The 24,986-nt window shown below is 51.6% G+C and carries 23 protein-coding genes, 1 tRNA gene and 2 pseudogenes; 8 read left to right on the top strand and 18 right to left on the bottom strand.

All coding sequences use genetic code 11. The features are described 5' to 3' along the window. Positions 1 to 18: 18 nt before the first annotated feature. From ispD to IUJ45_RS10180, 5 genes and pseudogenes are all read right to left on the bottom strand, one after another. The gene (gene ispD, locus IUJ45_RS10200) at positions 19 to 708 is read right to left on the bottom strand and encodes a 2-C-methyl-D-erythritol 4-phosphate cytidylyltransferase (RefSeq protein WP_002246293.1); all 690 of its coding nucleotides are present in this window, start codon (positions 706 to 708) and stop codon (positions 19 to 21) included. Continuing rightward, positions 705 to 1,439, bottom strand: coding sequence for a DNA polymerase III subunit epsilon (gene dnaQ, locus IUJ45_RS10195; RefSeq protein WP_197901988.1), 735 nt, complete (start codon positions 1,437 to 1,439; stop codon positions 705 to 707). Before dnaQ ends, ispD begins: the two co-directional genes overlap by 4 nt. Positions 1,440 to 1,594: 155 nt before the next feature. Further along, positions 1,595 to 2,905, bottom strand: a pseudogene (locus IUJ45_RS10190) (MFS transporter). Beyond that, positions 2,895 to 3,080: a cbb3-type cytochrome oxidase assembly protein CcoS gene (gene ccoS, locus IUJ45_RS10185; protein ID WP_002212878.1), complete on the bottom strand. Its 186-nt coding sequence runs from the start codon at positions 3,078 to 3,080 to the stop codon at positions 2,895 to 2,897. The pseudogene IUJ45_RS10190 and the gene ccoS overlap by 11 nt, the downstream one beginning before the upstream one ends. Further along, the gene (locus IUJ45_RS10180) at positions 3,080 to 3,379 is read right to left on the bottom strand and encodes an HLGFF motif protein (RefSeq protein ID WP_002222238.1); all 300 of its coding nucleotides are present in this window, start codon (positions 3,377 to 3,379) and stop codon (positions 3,080 to 3,082) included. The genes ccoS and IUJ45_RS10180 overlap by 1 nt, the downstream gene beginning before the upstream one ends. Positions 3,380 to 3,729: 350 nt before the next feature. Here IUJ45_RS10180 and IUJ45_RS10175 point away from each other — a divergent pair, with 350 nt between their 5' ends. Further along, positions 3,730 to 4,926, top strand: a complete 1,197-nt coding sequence (locus tag IUJ45_RS10175) for an acetate kinase (RefSeq protein WP_002226213.1) — start codon at positions 3,730 to 3,732, stop codon at positions 4,924 to 4,926. Positions 4,927 to 5,334: 408 nt separating this feature from the next. Here IUJ45_RS10175 and IUJ45_RS10170 read toward each other — a convergent pair whose 3' ends face one another. Then, positions 5,335 to 7,176, bottom strand: a complete 1,842-nt coding sequence (locus IUJ45_RS10170) for a protein-disulfide reductase DsbD (protein WP_010981226.1) — start codon at positions 7,174 to 7,176, stop codon at positions 5,335 to 5,337. A 90-nt stretch (positions 7,177 to 7,266) separates the two neighbouring features. Here IUJ45_RS10170 and IUJ45_RS10165 point away from each other — a divergent pair, with 90 nt between their 5' ends. Next, on the top strand, positions 7,267 to 7,737 hold the full coding sequence (locus IUJ45_RS10165) for a DUF1841 family protein (RefSeq protein WP_002216842.1): 471 nt from the start codon (positions 7,267 to 7,269) through the stop codon (positions 7,735 to 7,737). A 70-nt stretch (positions 7,738 to 7,807) separates the two neighbouring features. On the opposite strand, the gene hpnC is transcribed toward IUJ45_RS10165, so the two are convergent. Beyond that, positions 7,808 to 8,620 carry a squalene synthase HpnC gene (hpnC, locus tag IUJ45_RS10160; RefSeq protein ID WP_002232752.1) on the bottom strand — a complete coding sequence of 271 codons (813 nt, stop codon included), beginning with the start codon at positions 8,618 to 8,620 and terminating at the stop codon, positions 7,808 to 7,810. 86 nt (positions 8,621 to 8,706) lie between these two features. Continuing rightward, entirely contained in the window at positions 8,707 to 9,189 is a 483-nt protein-coding gene (locus IUJ45_RS10155; RefSeq protein WP_002212871.1) for an FKBP-type peptidyl-prolyl cis-trans isomerase, read from the bottom strand. 472 nt (positions 9,190 to 9,661) lie between these two features. Between IUJ45_RS10155 and IUJ45_RS10150 the strand changes: the two genes are divergently transcribed. Further along, positions 9,662 to 9,958 (top strand): hypothetical protein, encoded by a 297-nt coding sequence (locus IUJ45_RS10150; protein WP_002247012.1) that lies wholly within the window; start codon positions 9,662 to 9,664, stop codon positions 9,956 to 9,958. 109 nt (positions 9,959 to 10,067) lie between these two features. Then, a complete protein-coding gene (locus tag IUJ45_RS10145) occupies positions 10,068 to 11,435 on the top strand; it encodes an FAD-binding oxidoreductase (RefSeq protein WP_002219018.1) in 1,368 nt (455 codons plus the stop codon). Positions 11,436 to 11,615: 180 nt separating this feature from the next. On the opposite strand, the gene IUJ45_RS10140 is transcribed toward IUJ45_RS10145, so the two are convergent. The 5 genes from IUJ45_RS10140 to IUJ45_RS10120 form a co-directional block, all read right to left on the bottom strand. Beyond that, on the bottom strand, positions 11,616 to 13,586 hold the full coding sequence (locus IUJ45_RS10140) for an autotransporter outer membrane beta-barrel domain-containing protein (protein ID WP_186003283.1): 1,971 nt from the start codon (positions 13,584 to 13,586) through the stop codon (positions 11,616 to 11,618). Positions 13,587 to 14,004: 418 nt separating this feature from the next. After that, the gene (gene smpB / locus IUJ45_RS10135; RefSeq protein WP_002229688.1) at positions 14,005 to 14,451 is read right to left on the bottom strand and encodes an SsrA-binding protein SmpB; all 447 of its coding nucleotides are present in this window, start codon (positions 14,449 to 14,451) and stop codon (positions 14,005 to 14,007) included. 54 nt (positions 14,452 to 14,505) lie between these two features. Beyond that, positions 14,506 to 15,516: a lipopolysaccharide heptosyltransferase II gene (waaF, locus tag IUJ45_RS10130; RefSeq protein ID WP_002220574.1), complete on the bottom strand. Its 1,011-nt coding sequence runs from the start codon at positions 15,514 to 15,516 to the stop codon at positions 14,506 to 14,508. A 130-nt stretch (positions 15,517 to 15,646) separates the two neighbouring features. Further along, positions 15,647 to 15,722 (bottom strand) — tRNA-Asn (locus tag IUJ45_RS10125). A gap of 190 nt (positions 15,723 to 15,912) precedes the next feature. After that, the gene (locus IUJ45_RS10120) at positions 15,913 to 16,665 is read right to left on the bottom strand and encodes a methylated-DNA--[protein]-cysteine S-methyltransferase (RefSeq protein ID WP_002246298.1); all 753 of its coding nucleotides are present in this window, start codon (positions 16,663 to 16,665) and stop codon (positions 15,913 to 15,915) included. Positions 16,666 to 16,975: 310 nt separating this feature from the next. On the opposite strand from IUJ45_RS10120, the gene IUJ45_RS10115 reads away from it, so the two are divergent. The 3 genes and pseudogenes from IUJ45_RS10115 to IUJ45_RS11260 all read left to right on the top strand — a co-directional run. Continuing rightward, positions 16,976 to 17,500: a YbhB/YbcL family Raf kinase inhibitor-like protein gene (locus IUJ45_RS10115; protein WP_002246299.1), complete on the top strand. Its 525-nt coding sequence runs from the start codon at positions 16,976 to 16,978 to the stop codon at positions 17,498 to 17,500. Then, positions 17,461 to 17,640, top strand: a complete 180-nt coding sequence (locus IUJ45_RS10110; RefSeq protein ID WP_164728535.1) for a hypothetical protein — start codon at positions 17,461 to 17,463, stop codon at positions 17,638 to 17,640. The genes IUJ45_RS10115 and IUJ45_RS10110 overlap by 40 nt, the downstream gene beginning before the upstream one ends. 523 nt (positions 17,641 to 18,163) lie before the next feature. Beyond that, positions 18,164 to 18,274 (top strand): annotated as a pseudogene (locus IUJ45_RS11260) (IS5/IS1182 family transposase); the annotation flags it as partial. 59 nt (positions 18,275 to 18,333) lie between these two features. Here the strand turns inward: IUJ45_RS11260 and dapE are convergent. From dapE to IUJ45_RS10085, 5 genes are all read right to left on the bottom strand, one after another. Beyond that, positions 18,334 to 19,479 carry a succinyl-diaminopimelate desuccinylase gene (dapE, locus tag IUJ45_RS10105; RefSeq protein WP_002247015.1) on the bottom strand — a complete coding sequence of 382 codons (1,146 nt, stop codon included), beginning with the start codon at positions 19,477 to 19,479 and terminating at the stop codon, positions 18,334 to 18,336. Between the two features lie 113 nt (positions 19,480 to 19,592). After that, the gene (locus tag IUJ45_RS10100; RefSeq protein WP_002225057.1) at positions 19,593 to 20,213 is read right to left on the bottom strand and encodes an HI_0552 family protein; all 621 of its coding nucleotides are present in this window, start codon (positions 20,211 to 20,213) and stop codon (positions 19,593 to 19,595) included. 33 nt (positions 20,214 to 20,246) lie between these two features. Then, positions 20,247 to 20,756, bottom strand: coding sequence for a hemerythrin domain-containing protein (locus tag IUJ45_RS10095; RefSeq protein WP_002216828.1), 510 nt, complete (start codon positions 20,754 to 20,756; stop codon positions 20,247 to 20,249). A 94-nt stretch (positions 20,757 to 20,850) separates the two neighbouring features. Then, on the bottom strand, positions 20,851 to 21,402 hold the full coding sequence (azu, locus tag IUJ45_RS10090; RefSeq protein ID WP_002216827.1) for an azurin: 552 nt from the start codon (positions 21,400 to 21,402) through the stop codon (positions 20,851 to 20,853). A gap of 280 nt (positions 21,403 to 21,682) precedes the next feature. Continuing rightward, on the bottom strand, positions 21,683 to 22,105 hold the full coding sequence (locus tag IUJ45_RS10085) for a DciA family protein (protein WP_002227143.1): 423 nt from the start codon (positions 22,103 to 22,105) through the stop codon (positions 21,683 to 21,685). A gap of 130 nt (positions 22,106 to 22,235) precedes the next feature. On the opposite strand from IUJ45_RS10085, the gene secA reads away from it, so the two are divergent. Beyond that, positions 22,236 to 24,986, top strand: coding sequence for a preprotein translocase subunit SecA (gene secA, locus IUJ45_RS10080; protein ID WP_002247008.1), 2,751 nt, complete (start codon positions 22,236 to 22,238; stop codon positions 24,984 to 24,986).

The following is a 24,986-nucleotide window of genomic DNA, read 5'->3' as shown; positions in this document are numbered from 1 at the left end:
GATGGTTTGAATTGAAGTTCAGACGGCATCGAGCAGCAGCCTGACGATGTATGCGTCCTGCGGCTGCGTCAGTTTCAAATTGCGCGCGTCGCCCTGCACCAGCAAAGGGCGGATGCCCAATTTTTCCACGGCGGACGCTTCATCGGTAATGCCGTCCAAGTTTTCCGCAGCCAATGCGCGGTGCAGCAGCCCGGCGCGGAAAAGCTGCGGCGTTTGCGCCTGCCAAAGGCTCGTCCGCTCGACGGTTGCACTAATGTTCCCACCGTCCGCGCACTTGAGCGTATCGGCAACGGGAATTGCCAAAATCCCACCTTCGGCAGCGTTGCCCGCCTGTTCTATCAACCGCGTCAAAGCTTCAGACGGCAGGCAGCAACGCGCGGCATCGTGTACCAGAATATTGTCGGTTTCCGCCGCCAAACCGGTTTCCAACAATTTTGCCACACCGTTGCGGACAGTTTCGGCGCGGGTCTGTCCGCCGTTTTTCCACACCCGAACCTGTGGAAATGCCGTCTGAACCTTATCGGCAAACGTGTCTTCGGGCGAGACGACAACGACGGTCAAATCGACGGCCTCATGCCGTTCAAAAATCCCAATCGTATGTTCTAAAACGGTTTTGCTTCCGATTTCGACATATTGCTTGGGTTTGTCCGCACCGAAACGCGCCCCGATGCCGGCGGCGGGAATCAGCGCGATATTTTTGCGCTTCATGCGTCCGTCCCGCCGTTTTCAGACGGCACGACTTCCTTGCGCCAGATACAGGCTTCGCCCAAGCCGTCCAAATATTGCCCGTGCGCCGCCAGTTCGGCTTCATCCGCCTTAATCACTTTCAGTTTGGCACCGAGTTTCATTTCGGCAGATGCAACAGGTTTGGCTGCCGGCTCTTCCTCCTCGGCCTCCCCCATCAGGTCGAACTGCCGCCGCGTCATAGCAAGATAGACTTCGCCCAAAAGTTCGCAGTCGATCAATGCGCCGTGCAGGACGCGCTTGCTGCGGTCGACGGAAAAACGGTTGCACAGGGCATCTAGACTGGCTTTCTGCCCGGGGAACATTTCGCGCGCCATCGCCAGGGTATCGGTAACGGTACAGCCGAGTTCCTCAACGGTCGGCAACCCCATCCGGCGGAACTCCATATTGAGGAAGCCCACGTCGAATTTGGCATTGTGGATAATCAGTTCCGCACCGCGCAGGAAATCGGCAATCTGCCTGCCGACCTCTGCAAACGGCGGCGCGTTTTTCCCTTCCAAAACCTCTATCGTCAGACCGTGCACCCTCGCCGCCTCTTCGGGCATATCGCGCTCGGGGTGGACATAGAGGTGCAGGTTTTTGTCGGTCATTTGGCGGTTGACCATTTCCAGACCGGCAAACTCGACCAAGCGGTCGCCGCCGTCGGCATACAGACCGGTGGTTTCGGTATCGAGGATGATTTGGCGTGTCGTCATATCGGTGTCTTTCTTCTATCTTCGTAAATTGCTTATTTTTTAAGCAATGTATTTTTCTGTTTTCATTTCAATGCACAAACCCACTTATTCACAGTGTGTTCACAACATTGGGCAGGCGGATTGTGTATTTTGGGGACAATTTTTTCAGACGGCATTCAAGGTTTTTTCCTGATTGCCGCCGCGCCTAAAAACCGCCTTTCGCGCTTAATCAAAAATACCGACAACGGAATATTGCCCAAAGCGACAATCAGATACAACAAGGAAATGCTGTCAAACAAAAACAGCAACACCGCGCTCAAAACGGCAGCGGAAACCATAAAAATACCGTTAACGATATTGTTGGCGGCAACGGCGCGGGCGCGGAAAGTCTCGCTACTGGCGGTTTGCAGCTAGGTATAGAGCGGAACGGAGAAAAATCCGCCGAAAAAGCCGATCAGCGTCATCACCGCCATCACGGGATATGCCCATCCTTGCGATAAAAACCAAAAAATGCCGTTCAGCCCTTCAAAACGGTGTCCGTGCGTCAGCCACACCAAAACCAAGCCGCAAACCGTCAAACCCAACGCACCAACCGTTACCCAAGCCAACCTCAGCCGTTCCCTGCTGAACTTGGCACACAGTACCGAACCGGCGGCAATACCGATGGAAAACAGGGCAAGCATCAGGTTGAAAACATTGTCGTTGCCGCCTAGATGGATTTGGGTAAAGGTCGGCAGTTGCGTGGTATAAACCGCGCCGACAAACCAAAACCACGAAATACCGATAATGGCGGTAAAAACGGGCTTGTGCCGCACCGTTTCACGCAGCAGGGATTTTGTACCCCGGACAATATTCCACTCAATTTGTGTATCGGCAGCCTTGGCGGGTACGGACGGCATAAACAGGCTGCCGACCGTGCCTCCTACGGCGACCAGCAAAACCAGTATCCCGACAATATAAGGCGGTACACCTGCCACCGCAGTCCCCAGTATCTGACCGAACAGGATGGCGACAAACGTACCCGATTCAATCAGGCTGTTGCCCATCATCAACTCTTTGTCGTCGAGATAATCGGGCAGGATGGCGTATTTCAGCGGCCCGAACAGCGTCGATTGCGCGCCCATGCAAAACAGACACGCCAAAAGCAGCGGGGCAGACCGGATATAAAACCCGTATGCCGCCACCGCCATAATGATCATTTCCAGCACCTTGGCCCAACGCGCCAAAACGGCCTTGTCGAATTTGTTACCCAACTGCCCCGACAGCGAGGAAAACAGGAAATACGGCAAAATAAACAGCAACGCGCCCAAGTTCAACATCTGTCCGGCAGGCAGGAAGCCGTTTTGCCCCAAACCGTAAAACCCAATCATCACAAACAGCGCGGTTTTGAACACATTGTCGTTGAACGCGCCGAGAAACTGCGTAGCGAAAAGAGGTGCGAAACGGCGGCTTTTAACCAGTCCCAAACCGCCTTTTTTAGCGTACATCGTTTTCCCTCTCTTTTTCAATCAGTTTACTTGTCGAATCATCATCCATCAGGATGCGGTGCGCCGGCCCTTCCAAGTCGTCAAACTGCCCGTTTTTGCCCGACCACCAAAAAAACCAGCCGATGACAAACGCCAAAATAATGCTGATGGGCACCAATATAAACATGCTTTCCATCACATATTCCCTGTCAAATCGTTCAAAACAAAAGTCTGCCCCGACACGGTCAGATATTCGTTACGCAAAGTTCCGACGGGAGCTTCGTCAAAAAACAGCTCGATACGGTCTTTGACCACGCGCCAATATTGGGGGATTTCCGTCTGACCGAACGGCGACAGGACATGATTTTCCATTCCGCCTTCAAGTTTGACGGCAAAACGCCCGCTTTGCGGCCGTGCTTCCGATTCGTCGTCGGCAAGCAGGATGAAAAAGCCTATATGCCGTCCCGATTGGTCATGAATACTGAAATAATGCATAAATTTCCCACCCGCCTTTTTTCAGACGACACCAACTAAAAACAGGGCGAATGTACCAGTTTGGACGGGAAGAATGCAAAGAAATTCTCCCTCCCCCAGCCGAAAACACCGGCAAACCGCATATCCCCCTTTTTTCCGTCAAAATGCCCGACTTCCGCCATTTTCACGCAAACGCCCGATTAAGCCAAGCAATTGCAAAGATTTTTTGCTAGAATAGCCTGCTTCTTTTATCAACCTTTTCAGACGGCCCCACTACTTTCCCGCCCAGGAAGGCAAAACGGATTCGGCACGAATCCGGTTAGTATCCGTGTCCGATTCCAATGCCGTCTGAAACTTTCCGGAGTAAGAAAATGTCCCAAAAATTGATCTTGGTTTTGAACTGCGGCAGCTCGTCCCTCAAAGGCGCGGTCCTGGATAACGGCAGCGGCGAAGTCCTGCTCAGCTGCCTTGCCGAAAAACTCAACCTGCCCGATGCCTACATCACATTCAAAGTAAACGGCGAAAAACACAAAGTCGATCTGTCCGCACATCCCGACCACACCGGCGCGGTCGAAGCCCTGATGGAAGAACTCAAAGCCCACGGCCTCGACAGCCGCATCGGCGCCATCGGCCACCGCGTCGTCAGCGGCGGCGAACTGTACAGCGAATCCATCCTCGTTGACGACGAAGTCATTGCCGGCATCGAAAAATGCATCCCGCTCGCCCCCCTGCACAACCCCGCCCACCTCTTGGGCCTGCGTGCCGCGCAAAGCATTTTCAAAGACCTGCCCAACGTCGTCGTATTCGATACCTCCTTCCACCAAACCATGCCCGAAGTCGCCTACAAATACGCCGTTCCGCAGGAGTTGTATGAAAAATACGGCCTGCGCCGTTACGGCGCGCACGGTACCAGCTACCGCTTCGTCGCCGACGAAACCGCGCGCTTCCTCGGCAAAGACAAAAAAGACCTGCGTATGGTCATTGCCCACTTGGGCAACGGCGCGTCCATTACCGCCGTCGCCAACGGCGAATCGCGCGACACCAGTATGGGCCTGACCCCGCTGGAAGGGCTGGTAATGGGTACGCGCAGCGGCGACATCGATCCTTCCGTATTCGGCTTCCTCGCCGAAAACGCCAATATGACCATCGCCCAAATCACTGAAATGCTGAACAAAAAATCCGGTCTGCTCGGCATTTCCGGCCTGTCCAACGACTGCCGCACCATTGAAGAAGAAGCCGCCAAGGGGCATAAAGGCGCGAAATTGGCCTTGGATATGTTTATCTACCGCCTTGCCAAATACATCGGCAGTATGGCGGTTGCCGCAGGCGGTTTGGACGCACTGGTCTTTACCGGCGGCATCGGCGAAAACTCCGACATCATCCGCGAACGCGTGATCGGCTACTTGGGCTTCCTCGGTCTGAACATCGACCAAGAAGCCAACCTGAAAGCCCGCTTCGGCAACGCCGGCGTGATTACCACTGCCGACAGCAAAGCCGTTGCCGTGGTCATTCCGACCAACGAAGAGCTGATGATTGCCCACGACACTGCCCGTTTGAGCGGTCTGTAAGGTTTTATCCGCACACGAACTGCCTCCGGAAATGGAGGCAGTTTTTTATCCGGCTTTCCATGCTTAAACAGCACTGCCTCTTTTCAGACATTGACGGTTGCAGCCGACTACCTGAACCTTAATGATTGACTATTTTTTAATCATGTTATTATTTTCCATAAAATACATGACATTAAGATGTTTTTCCACAAAAGATACACACACCGGCAAACACCGGCTGTGTTTATCTTTTCTTATGCCTATTTTTTAATCATCGTATTTTTATCTTTTAATTTCAATACGCAAACTAACTTATACACACGGTTTTCACATCTTTAGACTGCTTCCGTGTGTATAGTGGATATTGCCGTTTTCCTTTCTGACAAAAATGCCGTCTGAGAACTTCAGACGGCATTTGAAACATCGGAATCAGCGGTTTTGTTCATACCACTCGATAAACTTGTCTGCTTTGACAAAACCCAGCAGCGGCTCGCTGCGGCTGCCGTCGGAGCGGACGACAAACACGCCCGGCGGCCCGAACAGACCGTATTCTTTCAACAACGCCTGATGTTCGGGCGTGTTGGCGGTTACGTCGATTTGGAAAAAGCGTTCCATATCGACTGCCTGATGCACTTCCGGCTGATTGAGCGTGTAAGCCGCCATTTCTTTGCAGGAAATGCACCAGTCGGCATAAAAATCCAAAACGACGGGTTTGTCGGGATGTTCTTTCAACGCCGTATCCATCGCTGCCTTCAGCGCGGCAGTATCGGCAAACATTTTTCCGTGTTCCGAAGATTTGCCTGCTTCGGCCGGCGGATTGAGGGTCAGGAAATGGTGCAGCGCGGTCGTTTTGCCGTTTGCGCCCTGCCAGCCGAACCACGCGCCGCCTATCAGCAATATGCCGCCCAATGCGAATGCCACAGCTTTCGGACGGCGTTTCTGCCTGCGTCCGTTGACCAGCAGCATACAGGCAGGAACCAGCATCAGCAGCGTGTACAGCGCGACGACGAGATAATAGGGCAAGTGCGGCGTGGCGAGGTAAACGGCGACGGCAAGCAGGATAAAGCCGAAAGCGTATTTGACGGCATTCATCCAATCGCCTGCCCTAGGCAGGATATGCCCGCCGAACGTGCCGATGGCAATCAGCGGAACGCCAGTGCCCAACGCCAAAGTGTAAAGTGCCAAACCGCCTAAAACCGCATCGCCCGTCTGACCGATGTAGCCCAAAGCAAATGCCAGCGGCGGGGCGACACACGGCCCGACAATCAGCGCGGACAATATGCCCATAATAAAGACGGAAACGATTTTACCGCCTGAAAGCCTGCTGCTTTGATTCTGAAAATACGACTGCACGGCGTTGGGAAGCTGGATGTTGAACAGCCCGAACATAGACAGTGCCAAGACGACCATTAAAGCCGATGCCGCCAACACCACCCAAGCCTGCTGCAACCATACGGTCAGCAGCGCGCCCGTCAGTCCGGCAACAATGCCGACCAGCGTATAAGTCAGAGACAAACCCTGAACATAAACGACGGACAGCACAAACGCCCGCGCCTTGCCCGCCTTTTTGTCACCGACCACAATACTGGAAACAATCGGCAACAGGGGATACATACAGGCGGTAAAACTCAGACCCAAACCGGCGAGAAAAAACGCCAAAAGATTGGCGTTGAGCGTATCCCAAGACAGCTTGAAACGGCTGTCGCCGCCCTCATCCCCCTTCGGGGGCGGCAGCGCCCCGCTGCCGTTTTGAGAGGAAGGCTGCAAAAAGCGGTCTTTGGCGGATGCCGGTTCGTCGGTTTGCGGATGGTAAGTGCCGTTGCCGGAAATATCAAACTCGGTATCCACGGGCGGATAGCACACGCCGGCTTCGGCACAGCCCTGATAGGTCAAAACCAATTTATACGGTTCGCCGACAGCCTTTGCATAAGGAAAGGCAACCTGCGCTTCGTGATGGTAAACCGTCTGCCTGCCGAAAAACTCGTCTTCCTTCTCTTCGCCCTTGCTGAAAGAAGGCTGTCCCAACAAATCCGCCGGATCGGTCTTGCCGACGATTTTCGCCTGATACATATAGTATCCGTCGGCAATCCTGAAACGGACGTTCACACCGTCGTCGGCAACGGCAAGCTCCGGCACGAATGCCTTTTCCGGCGGCAGCAGATCGTTCGCATCCAGCGCGAAAGCTCGTCCGCACAACATCAAAAATACGGCGAACAGGCAAATCAGTTTTTTCATAATCGAATCCGTTTCAGACAAATAATTTGTCTGCATTATAAATGGTAAGGTTGACGGTGGGATTTAATTTATGTAAAACCCGCCATTATCCGAACCTATTTCCATAAACATCTTATCGAACCCGCCATGTACGATGTCAATACCCACGATGTCCGCCGCTTTTTCGCCCGCGTGTGGCAGCAGCGGCTCAATCCGCTGCAACTGAGCGCACTGGAACAGAAAGCCCTCCGCATTATCGAAGCCCATCCCGAATACCACCGTTATCTCGAACGCATCGAAGACCATCTGGACACCGACTGGCTACCCGAAAACGGCGAAAGCAACCCCTTCCTGCATATGTCGCTGCATTTGTCCGTCCAAGAACAGGCGGGCATAGACCAGCCGCACGGCATACGCGCAATCCACGACACCCTGTGCGCCAAACGCGGCTGGCTGGAAGCCGAACACGAAATGATGGAGGCACTGGCGGAAACACTGTGGACGGCGCAACGCTACGGCACCGGTTTGGATGTCAATTTCTACATGACCCGACTGCGCAAACTCATCGGCTTGGGTGCAGAAGATCAAGCCAGATTGAACCCGCATGAAATCGCCTGACCATACCAACCGCCTGCAAAATGCCGTCTGAAGCGGAACAACCCCTTTCAGACGGCATGCATTTCCCCCATCATTTCCACAACGCGCGTTTCAGCATAATCAACCAATCCTTCTTATCCAAAACGGGGCGTTGTGCAAACACATCGTATCGGCACGCGTCCAGTTTCTGCAAAATCAACTGCGCCCCCAACACAATCATACGGAGTTCCAAACCGATACGCCCTTTCAATTCGCGCGCCAAAGGCGAACCCGCCTTCAGCATACGAAATGCGCGCCGGCACTCATACGCCATCAGCCGCTGAAACGCCGCATCCGCCCTACCCTCCGCAATCTGTCCTTCGGAAACACCGAATTTCAACAAATCGTCCTGCGGAATATAAACCCTGCCCTTTTGCCAATCCACAGCCACATCCTGCCAAAAATTCACCAGTTGCAAAGCCGTACAGATGCCGTCGCTTTGCGCCACGCACACCGCATCCGTTTTCCCGTACAAAGCCAGCATAATGCGTCCGACAGGGTTGGCGGAACGCCGGCAGTAATCGGCCAGTTCGCCGAAATGCGCGTACCGCGTTTTAACCACGTCCTGCGAAAACGCCGAAAGCAAATCATAAAACGGCTGCAAATCCAAACCGAACGGCACAACCGCCTCGGCATCCAATCGTGCAATCAAAGGATGCGCCGACCGGCCGCCCGATGCCAACACGTCCAACTCGCGCCGCAAAGCATCCAACCCCGCCAACCTGGCTTCAGACGGCATACTGCCCTCGTCCGCCATATCGTCCGCCGTCCGTGCAAACGCATACACCGCATGAACCGGCTTCCTCAACCTGCGCGGCAAAATCAGCGAACCGACGGGAAAATTTTCATAATGCCCAACCGACATACCTTCTCCATCCATCAAACAAAATGCCGTCTGAAATGGAACAAACCCTTTTCAGACGGCATCAGATACCTCCAAGCTGCCGGCAATCAGTGGTGGTGATGACCGTGCGGACCGTGGACATGACCGTGTGCGATTTCCTCATCGGATGCATCGCGCACACTTTCAACCGTAGCCTTAAAGCGGATTTTCATGCCTGCCAAAGGATGGTTGCCGTCCACCACCGCCTTACCGTCGGCAACATCGGTTACACGATAGACGACAACATCGCCGGTTTCAGGATCGTCGGCTTCAAACATCATGCCGACTTCGACTTCAACAGGGAACACGCCCGCATCTTCAATACGGACCAACTCCGGATCCTGCTCGCCGAACGCATCGTCGGGCGAAAGCGCCACATCGACCGTATCGCCGGCATCCTTACCGTGCAACGCCTCTTCCACCAAAGGGAAAATGCCGTCGTAACCGCCGTGCAGATACGCAATCGGTTCTTCGGTTTTGTCCAAAAGCTGATTGTTGGCATCATACATCTCATAATGCAGCGAAACCACGGAATTCTTCACGATAGCCATATTTGTCCTTTCAGGAACAGCAGATTAATTACAGGCGCATTCTAACACAACCGCCGCGCCGGCCGATTACCGTTAACCTGTTCATAAACTGTACAGCACATATTTCAATGTAAATCTTTGTTATTTTATTGCGGTGTAACTTTTTTACAACATTCTTAAAACCATTCCGACCTGTCTGCCGACTTTCCCAATCCGCCTTAATAAATCATACAAGATACTGAAATTATATTAATCTCTATAATATTTATCCCTATCGAATTTTTAACAGCAAAACCGTTTTACAGGATTTATCAATCCGCCCGCCAGAAAACTTTTCATTCAAACCTTTTTCCCATCTGTACGACATTGCAATCCCTTATTCCATAGTGCATAATTACGCAAATTCAGCGATGAATTTCCAACCCGGTTTGTAGTATGGTCGATAAAGACCTATTTGTTTCAATAATTTAAATTGGTTCTAAAGGTTACTAAAATGAAAAAATCCCTGTTTGCCGCTGCTTTGTTGTCTTTGGTTTTGGCAGCCTGCGGCGGTGAAAAAGCCGCTGAAGCTCCCGCTGCTGAAGCACCTGCCGCCGAAGCTCCCGCTACTGAAGCACCTGCCGCCGAAGCTCCCGCTGCTGAAGCACCTGCCGCCGAAGCTCCTGCTACTGAAGCACCTGCCGCCGAAGCTCCCGCTGCTGAAGCTGCCGCTACCGAAGCACCTGCCGCTGAAGCTGCCGCTACCGAAGCACCTGCCGCTGAAGCTCCTGCTGCCGAAGCTGCAAAATAAGCATTTTCCGCTTGCAAAAAAGCAGGATACGTTCAGTATCCTGCTTTTTTGATTTTTCAGACGGCATCAGATTCCCTTCCTCAATCTTCTCCCTACCCTTCCGACAAACATGCCTGACCTTCATACCGAATTTTCCCGACTCCTGCCGGCAGATGAAATTGCCGAACTTTCTCCGACACTTTTAAAAGACCAGCGCAACCGCTTTACGTCTGCACCAGACATCATTTTGCAGCCGCGCAGCGTTGAAAGCGTGCAAACCATTATGCGTTTTTGTTACGAACACCGCATTCCGGTTACGCCGCAAGGCGGCAATACCGGTTTGTGCGGCGCGGCAGTATCGGAAAACGGCGTATTGCTGAACCTTTCCAAACTCAACCGCATCCGCAGCATCAATTTGTCAGACAACTGCATAACCGTCGAAGCAGGTTCCGTACTCCAAACCGTCCAACAGGCAGCCGAAGCCTCAAACAGGCTGTTTCCACTCAGTCTCGCCAGCGAAGGCTCGTGCCAAATCGGCGGCAACATCGCCTGCAATGCCGGAGGTTTGAACGTATTGCGTTACGGCACGATGCGCGACCTGGTTATCGGTTTGGAAGTCGTCCTCCCCAACGGCGAGCTGGTTTCCCATCTCCATCCCCTGCATAAAAACACCACCGGCTACGACCTGCGCCATCTGTTTATCGGCAGCGAAGGCACACTGGGCATCATCACTGCCGCCACGCTCAAGCTTTTTGCCCGTCCCTCGGACAAGGCAACGGCATGGGTCGGCATACCCGACATCGAATCCGCCGTCCGCCTGCTGACCGAAACCCAAGCTCACTTTGCCGAACGCCTATGCAGTTTTGAGCTGATCGGCCGTTTTGCCGCCGAGTTGTCTTCCGAATTCAGCAAATTCCCCCTGCCGACACATTCAGAATGGCATATTTTACTTGAGTTGACCGACTCATTACCCGACAGCAATCTTGATGATCGGCTTGTCGAATTTCTTTATAAAAAAGGATTTACCGACAGCGTATTGGCACAAAGCGAACAAGAACGTATCCATATGTGGGCATTGCGCGAAAACATCTCCGCATCGCAACGCAAACTGGGCACCAGCATCAAACACGATATTGCCATTCCTATCGGACGCGTTGCCGACTTTGTCCGCCGGTGCGCCAAAGATTTGGAACAGAATTTTAAAGGCATACAAATCGTCTGCTTCGGACATCTTGGCGACGGCAGCCTGCACTACAATACTTTCCTGCCCGAAATCCTCAGCAATGAAGTCTATCGTTACGAAAACGACATCAACGACGCAGTTTATCGCAACGTTCTTGCCTGCAACGGCACGATTGCCGCCGAACACGGCATAGGTATCATCAAAAAACAGTGGCTGGACAAAGTACGCACGCCTGCCGAAATCGCCCTGATGAAAAGCATCAAACAACACCTTGATCCATATAACATTATGAATCCGGGCAAACTGCTTCCGTAACCGGCATTTCTGATTTGCATACACAACAAAGAAAGGGACAATAGATCCGATTGTCGGTTTAGCGCGAGCTCGTGAGTGCGGTAAAAAATTGGTGGAAATGACACGAAAAATGACCGCATTTTTAAAATAAAAAAATCGGCAGTAAATTTCCCTGCCGATTTTATTTTGTTACAACTTAACTTAAAACGTCCACTGCAAATTCAACGCACCTTGTTTAGCTTGATGATGTTTGCCTGTTTGGCGGTTGAATGTGGCTTGTAAGGTTAAGTGAGATTTGATTTTCACTGCTACACCTAATTGGCTTTCAATTGCCGTCTTATTGTTTATCATTCGACGCTCTCCGTCCATTTCCACACCGAAAGGTTTGTTGTGGTAAAGCGCGTTCACAGCGGCGAAAGGTTCAATAGCGATATTTTTATAGAGTGAAAATTGCGCTTTAGCTTGAACGCCCACTCGGCTTTGTAATTGGCGGGAGCCAAGTAAATTCACGTGGGCATTTTCGCTATCGCTGAATTTTCCGTTTACCCCCAAATAAGTCAATTGCGCCTGTGGTTGCAGGTAAAAACGAACACGGTTGCCCTTTTTAGTGAAGTGTTCCGCCAATAAAGCATTGTAACCCGCTTCAATTGAGGCGGTAATACCTTTTGAAGTAAAACGTTCTGTAGCATCTTCAGTGTTAATGCGGTGGCGGAAGCGTTGATATTGTACCCAGCTATCCGCATACGCACCTGTCTGTTTGTCCTGAAGCTGATGCCAAGTGGCATAAATGCCCGCCCCAAAGCCTTTCACATTTCCCGTTGTAAGATTGTCTGTATCTGGATTGCGGAAAGTGCTGCGTTGTTCTGCTTGTCCGCTCATTAAGCCAACGGAAAGTTGATTACTTTCGTTTTGCCATGTGAATACTTCGCCGCCGAGTTGCACACCTTTACGATTGCTTTCTACAGGTGCTGTTTTGCCTTGCACCCATTGGTTGGAATGTCCGTCAATCACACGCAACCACAAGCCTTTGCGTGGTAAAGTGCGGTCGAAAATATCGCTGTTTTTGTCGTTCAAACGCAAGGCGAATAAGGTATTGGCAGCTTGAGCCTGTTGTGCATAAATCGAAATATCATCGCGTTCTTGCACTTTGGTAAAAAAGCCTTCTGGGCGTTGTTGTAAAGAAAGCGTATAAATTCCCTTTTGGTGTTTGCCAGAAAGACGGAATGCGTGTTTATCTGCTGTGCCATTTACTTTGATAATTTGATGCCCGTCGAGACTTTTTAAATCGTCTATTGGATTTTCGAAGATGATGTCGGAAGTGCCAGTTATATTTTTTTCAAAAGTTAAAACTGGTGTTTCAGGGACTTTATCTTTTAGACCGTAAGCAAAACGAAAACGAGCTCCGCCAGCATAATCTTCTTTTACGAGTAAACTTTCACTTTTAGTATTAAAACGGATGTCTGCATTCGTTGTTTTTAATTCCCCAACATCAGAATCCCAACGGGGCTCCCAGAGAGAATTTTCTAAGCGGAATTCATCCAAACTAATCGTTTGCCCGATAACGTGCGAGTTGTCTGTAACCTCAATATAGTGGAATGGATCTACATCAGAATAGAGATGCTCTTGCGAACTAGAAAGCTGATTAAGTGTTGGGCGAAGCCATTCGATATAATTACCTACAGATAAAATTTCGCTGTTGATATGGCTATTTTTTATTTTCGTATTTAGGGCGAAAATATCACTTCTTACTGTAGGAATAGATTGTTGAGATTTGCAAGTATCATCACTATATTTCCCAGTGTTTAAACATTCCTTAAAATATTGCCGTATTGGTTTTTCTGTTTCCCCATTTCTTTTTGCAACGCCTAAACCTTGAGCAAAACCAACAAGGTAATCTTCAGTGTATTCTTTGTCATAAAAAGAAATCCTTTTTGAATTATTGATGTTTTCGAATGGATCGAAAGGATGTTTAGGGAATAATGCGGGAATGTTTGGATAAACTCGGTTGTTACTTTTTATGTGATAAGTTTCTTCTTTCCAATATTCACTATTTCTATCGCGGAGTTTTTTTAAGCGGGTAATTTCATCATCAGTGAGCTTGGTTTTGTCGTAAACATAATCAACAGCCAAAAGAGGAGAGGTATAAAGAATAGAAAAAAATAGACTTATAATAAATGATTTTTTAAACTTCTGCTTGCTTGCTTGCTTCGAGTTTCATAATAAATTTTCCTTTGTCAAGTAAAGATAAATGGGGCGTGGATTTTAGCATAGAATTGAACAAAAAATGTCATTTAGCTCACATTTTTCTCTATTTATTTCTTATTTATTAAAAGTAAACGTTTGCTTTTTGCTATTTTGTCAAGCCAGTTTGAAAATGTGTATAATTGCCCTCGTTATTTACAAAAATTTCAGGAAAAATGACCGCACTTTACCCTTGGCTAATGCCAATTTATCATCAAATTGCTCAAACCTTTGACGAAGGTTTGGGGCATCATGCCGTACTGATTAAAGCGGATGCTGGTTTAGGTGTAGAACGTTTACACATCAGGCGGCAGCCTTGCCCATACCGTCTGAAGCACTGTTTCCACAATCAGCGCGTATGCTTAATCAACCGCTGTTTCTCGCGTTTCCAATCCGCCTCTTTCATACTCTGACGTTTGTCGTGCTGTTTCTTACCTTTTGCCAAACCGATTTCCATCTTGATTTTTCCGCGCGAAAAATGCAAATCCAGCGGCACGATGGTGTAGCCGGCACGTTCGGTTTTGCCGATTAATTTGTTGATTTCCGACTGGTTCAACAAGAGCTTGCGCGGACGTACGGCATCTGGTTTAATGTGTGTCGAGGCTGTGGGCAAAGCCGTAATATGGCAGCCGACCAGATAAAACGCGTCTTTTTTCCAATAGATATAACTCTCTTTAAGCTGTACGCGCGCGGCGCGGATTGCTTTGACTTCCCAGCCTTCCAAGACCAAACCGGCTTCAATCCGGTCTTCAATGAAAAAATCGTGAAATGCTTTTTTATTGTTCGCAATAGCCATAAACATCCTATCAATATCCGCCGTCAGACGGCATAAACCCGAAAACAGAACCCATCATACCGCCTCTTCAACCGCCTGCACAATCTTCTCGGGATACAGCCTGTTGAGGCAGTCGGTATGCCCCAGCGGACATTCCCGCTTAAAACAGGGCGAACATTCCAAGTGCAGGCTGACGATTTTCGCCCTGTCGCTCAAAGGCGGCGTATGCGTCGGGCTGGAAGAACCGTAAACCGCCACCACCTTCCTGCCCAATGCCGCCGCCAAGTGCATCAGCCCGCTGTCGTTGCACACGACCGTGTCCGCCAACGACAGCAAATCCATTGCCTGCGACAAATCGGTTTTGCCGCACAAATTGACACACATACCGTCTGAAAGGCAGTTGATTTCCTCGGCAATTTCATCATCTTTTTGCGAACCGAACAGCCAAACCTGCCAACCCGCCGCCGAATAATGTTTGCCCAACTCGGCAAAATACCTTGTCGGCCAACGCTTTGCCGGCCCGAATTCCGCACCCGGACAAAAAGCCAGAACAGGCTTTCCAATATCCAAGCCAAAGGTTTCGACAGAAATTTCCCGCCGCCGTTCATCAATGGAAAACTCGGGGAATCCCGAATGCCCGTCAAAATCCTCCTGGCTCGGATGCGCGAGAGCCGTATATCTGTCCACCATCAAAGGCAGACGTTCCTTATCCAGCCTGCGTATATCGTTCAACAGAAAATAACGGCTTTCACCGACATAACCCGTCCTTTTACCGATACCTGTCGCCAGCGCGATGATTGCCGATTTCAAAGAACCGGGCAACACGATAACCTGATCGTATCCGCGCCGCCCCAAATCCCTACCGACCCGCCAACGGCGTTTCAACTCCAACGCACCGTGTCCGAACGGATTTTCAAGAATCTCATTCACTTCCGGCATACGCTCAAACACCGCCATCGACCACTTCGGTGCGAACACATCAATCGTGCAACCGGGGTGAAGTTCCTTCAAACGGCGGAACAAGGGCTGGGTCATCACGCAGTCGCCTATCCAACTGGGGGAAATAATCAGGATTTTGATGGACATAACAAGAAACCGAAATCAGACAGGCGGAATTTTACCGCGAAACCGTTGGAAAACCTATCTTGTCTCATTCCGAACGCCGTACGTGCAAATATGAAAAAGCCCGAACATTCAAGTTCGGGCTTCAAAATTCTGGCTCCCCGACCTGGGCTCGAACCAGGGACCTGCGGATTAACAGTCCGTCGCTCTACCGACTGAGCTATCGGGGAATGGGGCGTATTATAGCGTCCGGAAAAAATGTGTCAATCCTTAATTTTGGAAAAATGGGCGACAAAACGACAAGCATATGAATCAGAAAGACATTAAGACCGATGCCTTAAAAGGATTGCCGTTGTATGAATTTCCACAGCCGTCATCACACCATATTTAAGCCCGATGAGCCGTTCTGCCCTCCCCCGCTTAAAACAATGCCGTCTGAACTTCGCCGCGTTCCAAAGCCAGTAAAAACTGTTTGCGGTTCAACCCGCCCGCGTAGCCGGTCAGTTTGCCGTCGCTGCCGATGACGCGGTGGCAGGGAATCAAGATAGACACCTTGTTCTGCCCGTTGGCGGCGGCAACGGCGCGGACGGCGTTGGGGTTGCCCAAACGCTGCGCCTGCTCTTTGTAGCTGCGCGTTTCGCCGTAAGGAATCGCCAAGAGCGCGTCCCATGCCTGCTTTTGAAACTCGGTGCCAATCTGCTCCAAAGGCGTGGCAAAGGTTTTCAGACGACCCTTGAAGTATAAGTCCAATTCCTGCCGCAAAAGTTGCGTCCGCTCATCCTCCCGAAACACAAACCGTCCGCGCAAGGCTTTTTGGACGGCGGCAATTTCCTGTTCCAAATGCTTCTGTCCGACAAACTCCAGCAGACACAATCCCTTATTTCCGAACACCGCCAGCATCTCGCCCAAAGGCGTGGCAATGGCGGCACACACCAGCTCATTCAAACTGTCGGGATAACGCGCTTCCAACAGACGGATGGCTCGGCGGATACGGACATATTCTTCAGGCGCGCAGCCGATATTGTCCCAAAAATCCCGATCGAACTGCCCGGCTTCGCATTCCGTCAAATTGGGATGCGACATAACGCCGCACTCACAAACCCGGGTTTCGAGCCAATAGCGGATTTCATCCCATTTTGACGGCAGATTGTTTAAGGAAGGCAGGGTAATCATTCGTTTGCTCCGTATCTCTATCATGGATTTGACGGCAAAATCCCCAATTTTCGCCATTCCCGCACGCCGGTGCAGGAACAGGCTGCGGCGGAAACCTTGAGGGTCGGGTTGCGGCAATGCCTAAATATGCGATATTTCCAAAGCATCAGGGAAAGGAATTAAAGACTTCAGACGACCTGCAAAGGGTCGTCTGAAACCACGATTTTTGCATTTGCGCATTCCGGCACATCATCCAACCGTTTCGGCACATTCCTGCCGCCGTTGACAGCCTATAATGAATCCACTTATTCATCAAGCAAAGGAATCATCTATGCAAACCCGCATCCTCTCCGCCGTACTGCTGGCTTTTTCAACCGCTGCCTTTGCCGGGGGCGCATTCACGCTGCAATTCGACAACCCGTCCGAAGACGGCGGCTTCACGCAAAACCAGATTTTGAGCGCGCCTTACGGCTTTGGCTGTTCGGGCGGCAATGCTTCGCCCGCGCTGTCGTGGAAAAATCCGCCCGCCGGGACAAAAAGTTTCGTCCTGACCGTTTACGATAAAGACGCGCCGACCGGACTGGGCTGGATGCACTGGGTGGTCGCCGACATTCCCGCCGATGTCCGCCGCCGCAATGCGACCTCGCTGCAATTAAGCCGCTGCGCCAGCATCGCCGACGACCAGTCCGCAGCCATATCGGCAGTAATCAGTTTGCAGATTTGCCGCATCAGGTTGACGCCTTCGTACACGGCAAAACCGATGCCGTCATGCTGCAACCACGCCAACACGCCGCAAAGCGCGGCCTCCGCCGCATTGTGCGGCACTTCTTCATCCGTCAGCACCGCCGCCGCATAATCAAACGCCGCGCCCATCCGCCTGGGGTGCGGCAGCTTCACCGCATCGCACACTGCCTGCGCCGTCCCGTATTGTGCGGCGAACCTTTCTACGGTTTCCTGTTCAAAAGCAATCCATTGCGCCTGATAGAGGCCGTCTGAATCGGGAATATTAATAACGTCAAACGTCTGTCCGCCTGCCAACGCAACCGCCTCACCCGCAATTCTCGCCTCGCCCACCGCAGCTTCTTGCTTCCGCGCCGCACGATAAGCACAGCTGGTTCATATACCGCCACGCTGCGGTACAAGGCGGTATGATGTTGCACGATGCCGCCCAAAGCACCCAATCGTTCGCGCGTATGAAAGTAATTTGACGGCACTATTATCTCCAACACGCAGGGCCGCACATAAGGCGCAGCCCTGTTTACCCTGATTTGGAAGGGGTTACTTCCCAAAAATAAACCAAAATCCCACTGCCCCGAATGGCCGGGTTTCAACCATATTCCGTCGGTGTGCCTGCAACTTGACTCCCTCCCCTGTGGGGGAGGGTCGGGGAGAGGGTAAAACGGGGCAGATACAGGCAATATTTCCGTTGCCGCCCCGATGCCCTCTCCCTCACCCTCTCCCACGGGAGAGGGAATGGATTGCTGTTTAAATAAAAAAATCTACATAAAAATCAATGTATTATAGTGGATTAAATTTAAATCAGGACAAGGCGACGAAGCCGCAGACAGTACAAATAGTACGGCAAGGCGAGGCAACGCCGTACTGGTTTAAATTTAATCCACTATATCTCAAACCCACGTTAGGTCTAAGCAAATGGTCGGACATCCGTATCCGGCAAGCAAGCTGCTTTCAGACGGCATTTCCAGCCAACAACCGCGCCAATATCCCCTCATACACCGCAGACAGCTTCGGAATATCGTCCAGCCGCACGTTTTCGTTGATTTGGTGGATGGTGGCATTGGACGGGCCTAATTCGATGAGTTCTTTTGCAATGGCTTTGATGAAGCGTCCGTCCGAAGTGCCGCCGGTGGTGGACAATTCGGCCTCAATGCCGCAGGTTTCGGCAATGGCTGCGCGTGCCACGTCGGTCAGTTTGCCCGCTTGGGTCAGAAAGGGCTGCCCCGAACACGACCACTGTAAATCGTATTGCACGCCGTGTTTGTCCAAAATGGCGTGAACGCGTTGTTTCAGCCCTGCTTCGGTGGACTCGGTGGAGAAGCGGAAATTGAATTTGACATTCAGCTCGCCCGGAATGACGTTGGTCGCGCCTGTACCGCCGTTGATATTGGAAATTTGAAAGCTGGTCGGCGGGAAGTATTTGTTGCCTTCGTCCCAGACTTCCTGCGTCAGCTCTAACAAGGCCGGGGCAAAAGTATGCACGGGATTGATTGCCAAATGCGGATAGGCAATATGGCCTTGCTTGCCTTTGACGGTCAGGTTGCCCGACAGCGAGCCGCGCCGGCCGTTTTTAATCATATCGCCCAATTTGTCCACGGCTGTCGGTTCGCCGACGATGCAGTAGTCAATCAACTCGCCGCGCGCTTTCAATACATCGACGACTTTGGTCGTGCCGTCCAACGCGTCGCCCTCTTCGTCGGAAGTAATCAGAAGCGCAATGCTGCCTTGGTGGTCGGGATGTTCGGCAACGAAGCGTTCACAGGCGGTAACGAAGCAGGCGATGCTGGTTTTCATGTCCGCCGCGCCGCGCCCGTATAATCTTCCGTCGCGTTCGGTCGGCTCGAACGGGGGCGAATCCCATTTTTCAACAGGGCCTGTCGGTACAACGTCGGTATGCCCTGCAAAACAGACGACGGGAACTTTCGTGCCGCGTCGCAACCAGATGTTTTTGGTGTCGCCGAAATGGAGTTCTTCAGCCGCAAAACCGATTTTGTACAGGCGTTCGACAAGCAGTTTTTGGCAATCTCGGTCGTCGGGGGTAACGGATGGGCGGGAAATCAACGCTTTGGCTAGTTCTAGGGATTGGGTTTCGGTCATATTTGTTCACTTTTGAAATTAGACCATCTGAAACGTTCTGAATGTGATTTTCAGACGGCATTTAGGTTAGGTTGGCATACGGGGTGGGTATTTTTACCCGTCAGTCTTCTGAATCATTTGCCGTGACACGCTTCGTAAAGAGGCAGCAAATCTTCCACCGTTTCCGCTATCCATTTCGCGACATCCTGCCTGCCCAAATCGTCGCGTTCGATGTGTTTGCCGATGCAGAAAAAGTCTTCGTCGTTTTGCAACTTTCGGTCGGACTCGTTTTGTTGCGCGACGGTGCGGTAGTCGTCGTATTCGCTTTCCGCACCGTGCCACATATCGAAAGAAGCGTATTTTTCGGTATCAAAATTATCCAACCAGCGGTTGTAATCAGGCAGCGCGATGGGCGACACGTCGGCTTTGTAGCAGTGCCAATCCAAGCTGACGCTCAGTCGGCGGCGGTTGAGCAGTATCGACAAAATCGCGGCGGAATTTTTATATTGTTCGTATTTGAAGTAGGCAAAGAAGTGGGCGCGCACCTGCCAGCCGTTACACCAGCGTTCGATGTGCGGCGGCGCAAACGGCGCACCCAATTCGGCGGCGACCTGCTGAATCAGCTGCTGCCATATCTGCCAGTTTTCTTTATAGTCAGCCTTGATTTGCGGAATGCTTTCGGGCTGGTATTTTTTAAGCTGGGAAAATTGGAAAAACGGGATATTGAACAAATCGCAACTTTTCGGGGTCAGCATAATATATCCTTGAGACGATTGTTTCAGACGGCATTATCTGCGCCGGCGCGCCGCCATGATTTCGCCGATTTCGGTCAGTTTCTCTTTGGGGATGAACATCTTGCCCATGTCGAACAAGGGTTCTTCAATCGCCAAATGCACATCATATCCCGCCACAAAGCGTTTGAACGCTTCCGCATCGGGAATATAGGCATTGTCTGCTTCGAGTTTGGCAAATTCGGCAGCCACGGCATCCCAGTTGCCATGCAGGCTTACATGTTGGCGTAAAAGCTCGTCCACGCTTTCTTGGGCTTGCGGCGCATATTGCAGCAGGAGCGGGAAAAAGTTTTCTTCTTCGTCCTCATGGTGCAGCGGCGCGGCAACGTTGAAATACCGGGTGATTTGGCGGATGGTTTGCAAAACAAGCTGATTGCAGCCGTTTTCGGCGATGTAGTCCGACAGCATCGCGACTTGGCCGCAAAAACGGCGTACTTTGCCGTGGCAGGCATACAGCATTTCAATCGGTTCGGCAAAGGTAACGCTTTGGGTTTCAAACGGATTCATGTTTTCGTTCTCAACGGGCACTTTTCAAGCAGTCATTTTATAATAAAACAGCCTGCACAAAGCAGGCTGTCCGTCTTTTGAGACTTTAAGCGGATTAATCGACCAAAGTCACTTTGCCGTTCATCAAAGCACCGTGACCCGGGAAGGTGCAAGCGAATTTGTATTCGCCGTCAGCCAGTTTGGCAGGATCCAGAGTCAAAGAAGATTCTTCGCCGCCACCGATCAGTTTGGTGTGGGCAACAACGCGCGCATCGTCAGGTTTAACGTAGTCAGTGTCAGCTGCGCCAACGCCATCTTTGAAAATACCGTCCATGTCTTCAGTTTTACCGATGACAATGTTGTGACCCATGCTGGTTTTAGGTTGGGTACCGGTGTGTTTCAGGGTGATGGTGAATTCCTTACAAGCTTTGCTTACTTGGATGTCTTTAGTGTTGAACTGCATATTGTCGTTGGATTCGACAGTTGCCGCACAGTTGCCGGCAGCAGGGGCTTCGGCAGCATCTGCAGGAGCAGCTTCGGCGGCAGGCGCTTCGGAAGCGGGTGCTTCAGCAGCAGGAGTTGCCTCGGCAGCAGGCGCGGCAGGTTCTTGAGAGCAGGCAGCCAAACCGATAACGGCGGCAGAAATCAGAGCCAGATACGCTTTCATAACAAATCTCCAATCGATAAAATAATATTCGGTTTTACAGAAATCAAAGTGCAACCGCCATTAACAAAACCTTGAAAAAGATTCCGCCGCGTTGCACAAACAGATGTTTCGGAGCGGCATTTTGCTACAAATTTCATTTGAAATCAAAGCCTGTCTGCAAGTTTACAATCGTTTACTTTAAAAGGGGCAATTTTACCCCGAACCTATTTCTTTAGTATTAGACCCATTATCCTTTACTTCTTAATATTAACGGATGTTTACACAAATTCCCGTATACATTTTATGCGCCATGCCTTCTAACCAAGTTTGCCAATGCCTCCGCCAATTCGGGATGCCGTTTTTCCAACTTTACCGCCGCCGAACCGAAACTCTCCAGCGCAGCCTTACTCAAATGCAGGGTATTGGTTTTCGGCGGTTTTTCCGGTTTCGGGACCAGCCTGACCGAAACAGAGCGTATCGAAGCGTCAAGCCCTGCCAACTGCGGCAATACCGACGGTGCAATCATTTTCAAGCGCGATGCCGCCATATTGTTTGCCGCCAAAAGGACAAGCCTGCCGTCTTCGATACATGCCGTCTGAAAATGCGGGTGCAGGTTGGCAGGCAGCAGTTTTTTCACGGCGGCATCCAACCGCCGCCACTGTCCCGCCTGTTTCAAAAGTCCGGAAAGCAGCGCGTCCCGCCTGCCCAACTGTTCCAAATTCATAAAACATACACCCAAAAAGATTGAAATACCGCAAACGCGCCTTTATTTCAGACGGCATTAGCACTTTGCACAAACGCTTGTGTTAAAATCGCGTTTTCGCCCACTATTATATCAGGCGCAGGAATTATTCATGCTGACAAACATTGCCAAGAAAATCTTCGGCAGCCGCAACGACCGCTTGCTGAAACAATACCGTAAATCCGTTGCCAGAATCAACGCGCTCGAAGAACAGATGCAAGCCCTAAGCGATGCTGATCTGCAAGCCAAAACTGCCGAATTCAAACAACGCCTCGCCGACGGTCAGACTTTGGACGGCATTTTGCCCGAAGCCTTCGCCGTCTGCCGCGAAGCGTCCCGCCGCACCCTCGGTATGCGCCACTTCGACGTGCAGCTTATCGGCGGTATGGTGCTGCACGACGGCAAAATCGCCGAAATGCGTACCGGCGAAGGCAAAACCCTGGTCGCCACCCTCGCCGTCTATCTCAACGCGCTGGCCGGCAAAGGCGTACACGTCGTTACCGTCAACGACTACCTCGCCTCACGCGATGCGGGCATTATGGAGCCGCTCTACAATTTCCTCGGCCTTACCGTGGGCGTGATTATTTCAGATATGCAGCCGTTCGACCGTCAAAACGCCTATGCCGCCGATATCACCTACGGCACCAATAATGAATTCGGCTTCGACTACCTGCGCGACAATATGGTTACCGACCAATACGACAAAGTGCAGCGCGAATTGAATTTTGCCGTTGTCGATGAAGTGGATTCCATCTTGATTGACGAAGCGCGCACTCCGCTGATTATCTCCGGCCAGGCAGACGACAACATCCAGTTGTACCAAATCATGAACACCGTCCCGCCCCACCTCGTCCGCCAAGAGACAGAAGAAGGCGAAGGCGACTACTGGGTAGATGAAAAGGCGCACCAGGTCATCCTGAGCGAAGCCGGCCACGAACACGCCGAGCAGATTCTGACCCAAATGGGATTGCTGGCAGAAAACGACTCGCTCTATTCTGCCGCCAACATCGCCCTGATGCACCACCTTATGGCGGCATTGCGCGCGCATACGTTATTCCACAAAGACCAACATTACGTTATCCAAGACGGCGAAATCGTCATCGTGGACGAATTTACAGGCCGTCTGATGTCCGGCCGCCGCTGGTCCGAAGGCCTGCATCAAGCCGTGGAAGCCAAAGAAGGCGTGGAAATCAAACGCGAAAACCAAACCCTCGCCTCCATCACCTTCCAAAACTATTTCCGCCTGTACACCAAGCTCTCCGGTATGACCGGTACGGCAGATACCGAGGCTTTCGAGTTCCAAAGCATTTATAACCTCGAAACCGTCATTATCCCGACCAACCGCCCCGTACAGCGCAAAGACTTCAACGACCAGATTTTCCGTTCTGCCGAAGAAAAATTCGAAGCCGTCGTCAAAGACATCGAGGAATGCCACAAACGCGGACAACCTGTTTTAGTCGGCACAACCAGCATCGAAAACTCCGAACTGGTCTCCCATCTTTTGCAAAAAGCCGGTCTACCGCACAACGTCCTCAACGCCAAAGAACACGAACGCGAAGCCCTGATTGTCGCCCAAGCTGGCAAAGTCGGCGCGATTACCGTTGCCACCAATATGGCGGGGCGCGGTACGGACATCGTTTTAGGCGGCAACCTGAAGCACCAAACCGATGCCATCCGTGCCGACGAAGCCTTGAGCGACGAAGAGAAACAGGCACAAATCTCCGCACTCGAAGACGGCTGGCAGGCAGAACACGACAAAGTGATGGAAGCAGGCGGTTTGCACATCATCGGTACGGAACGCCACGAAAGCCGCCGTATCGACAACCAATTGCGCGGACGTTCCGGCCGTCAGGGCGACCCCGGATCCAGCCGTTTCTACCTCTCGTTTGAAGACCCGCTGCTGCGCCTATTCGCACTCGACCGCGCCGCCGCCATCCTCAACCGCCTCGCCCCCGAACGCGGCGTTGCCATCGAGCACAACCTGCTGACGCGCCAAATCGAAGGGGCGCAACGCAAAGTCGAAGGCAGAAACTTCGATATGCGCAAACAGGTTCTAGAATACGACGACGTCGCCAACGAGCAACGTAAAGTCATTTACAGCCAACGCAACGAAATTTTAACCAGCAAAGACATCAGCGACCTGATGAAGGAAATCCGTTCTGATGTCGTCAGCGACCTCGTGGATACCTATATGCCGCCCGACAGCATGGAAGAACAATGGGACATCCCGACTTTGGAGAACCGTCTGGCTGCCGAATTCAGACTGCACGAAGACATCCAATCCTGGCTGAAGGCGGACAATGCGATTGACGGTCAAGACATCAAAGAACGCCTGATCGAACGCATCGAAAACGAATATGCCGCCAAAACCGAACTGGTCGGCAAGCAGGCAATGGCCGATTTCGAGCGCAACGTGATGTTGCAGGTCATCGACAACCAATGGCGCGAACACCTCGCCGCTATGGACTACCTGCGACAAGGCATACACCTGCGCAGCTATGCCCAAAAAAATCCGAAGCAGGAATATAAACGTGAAGCCTTTACCATGTTCCAAGACCTGTGGAACGGCATCAAATTCCATATTGCCTCCCTGCTTACCTCGGTTCAAATCGAACAAAACCCTGTCGCGGTGGTTGAAGAGCAACCCATCGGCAACATCCAGTCCATCCATTCCGAATCGCCCGATATGGAAGAACTTTTGGGTCAGTCGCAAACCGATCTGGTTACCGAAGCCTTTAATCCCGATGGGACAGATTTCAGCCCCGAAGCCTTGGAAGCGCGGGGGCAAATCGTCCACCGCAACGACCCCTGCCCCTGCGGCAGCGGTTTGAAATACAAACAATGCCACGGCAAACTGGCTTAA

This window comes from Neisseria meningitidis, assembly GCF_022869645.1.
GTDB lineage: Bacteria > Pseudomonadota > Gammaproteobacteria > Burkholderiales > Neisseriaceae > Neisseria > Neisseria meningitidis.
The sequence above is the reverse complement of the archived record's forward strand: the minus strand, read 5'-3'. Positions and strand labels throughout refer to the sequence as shown.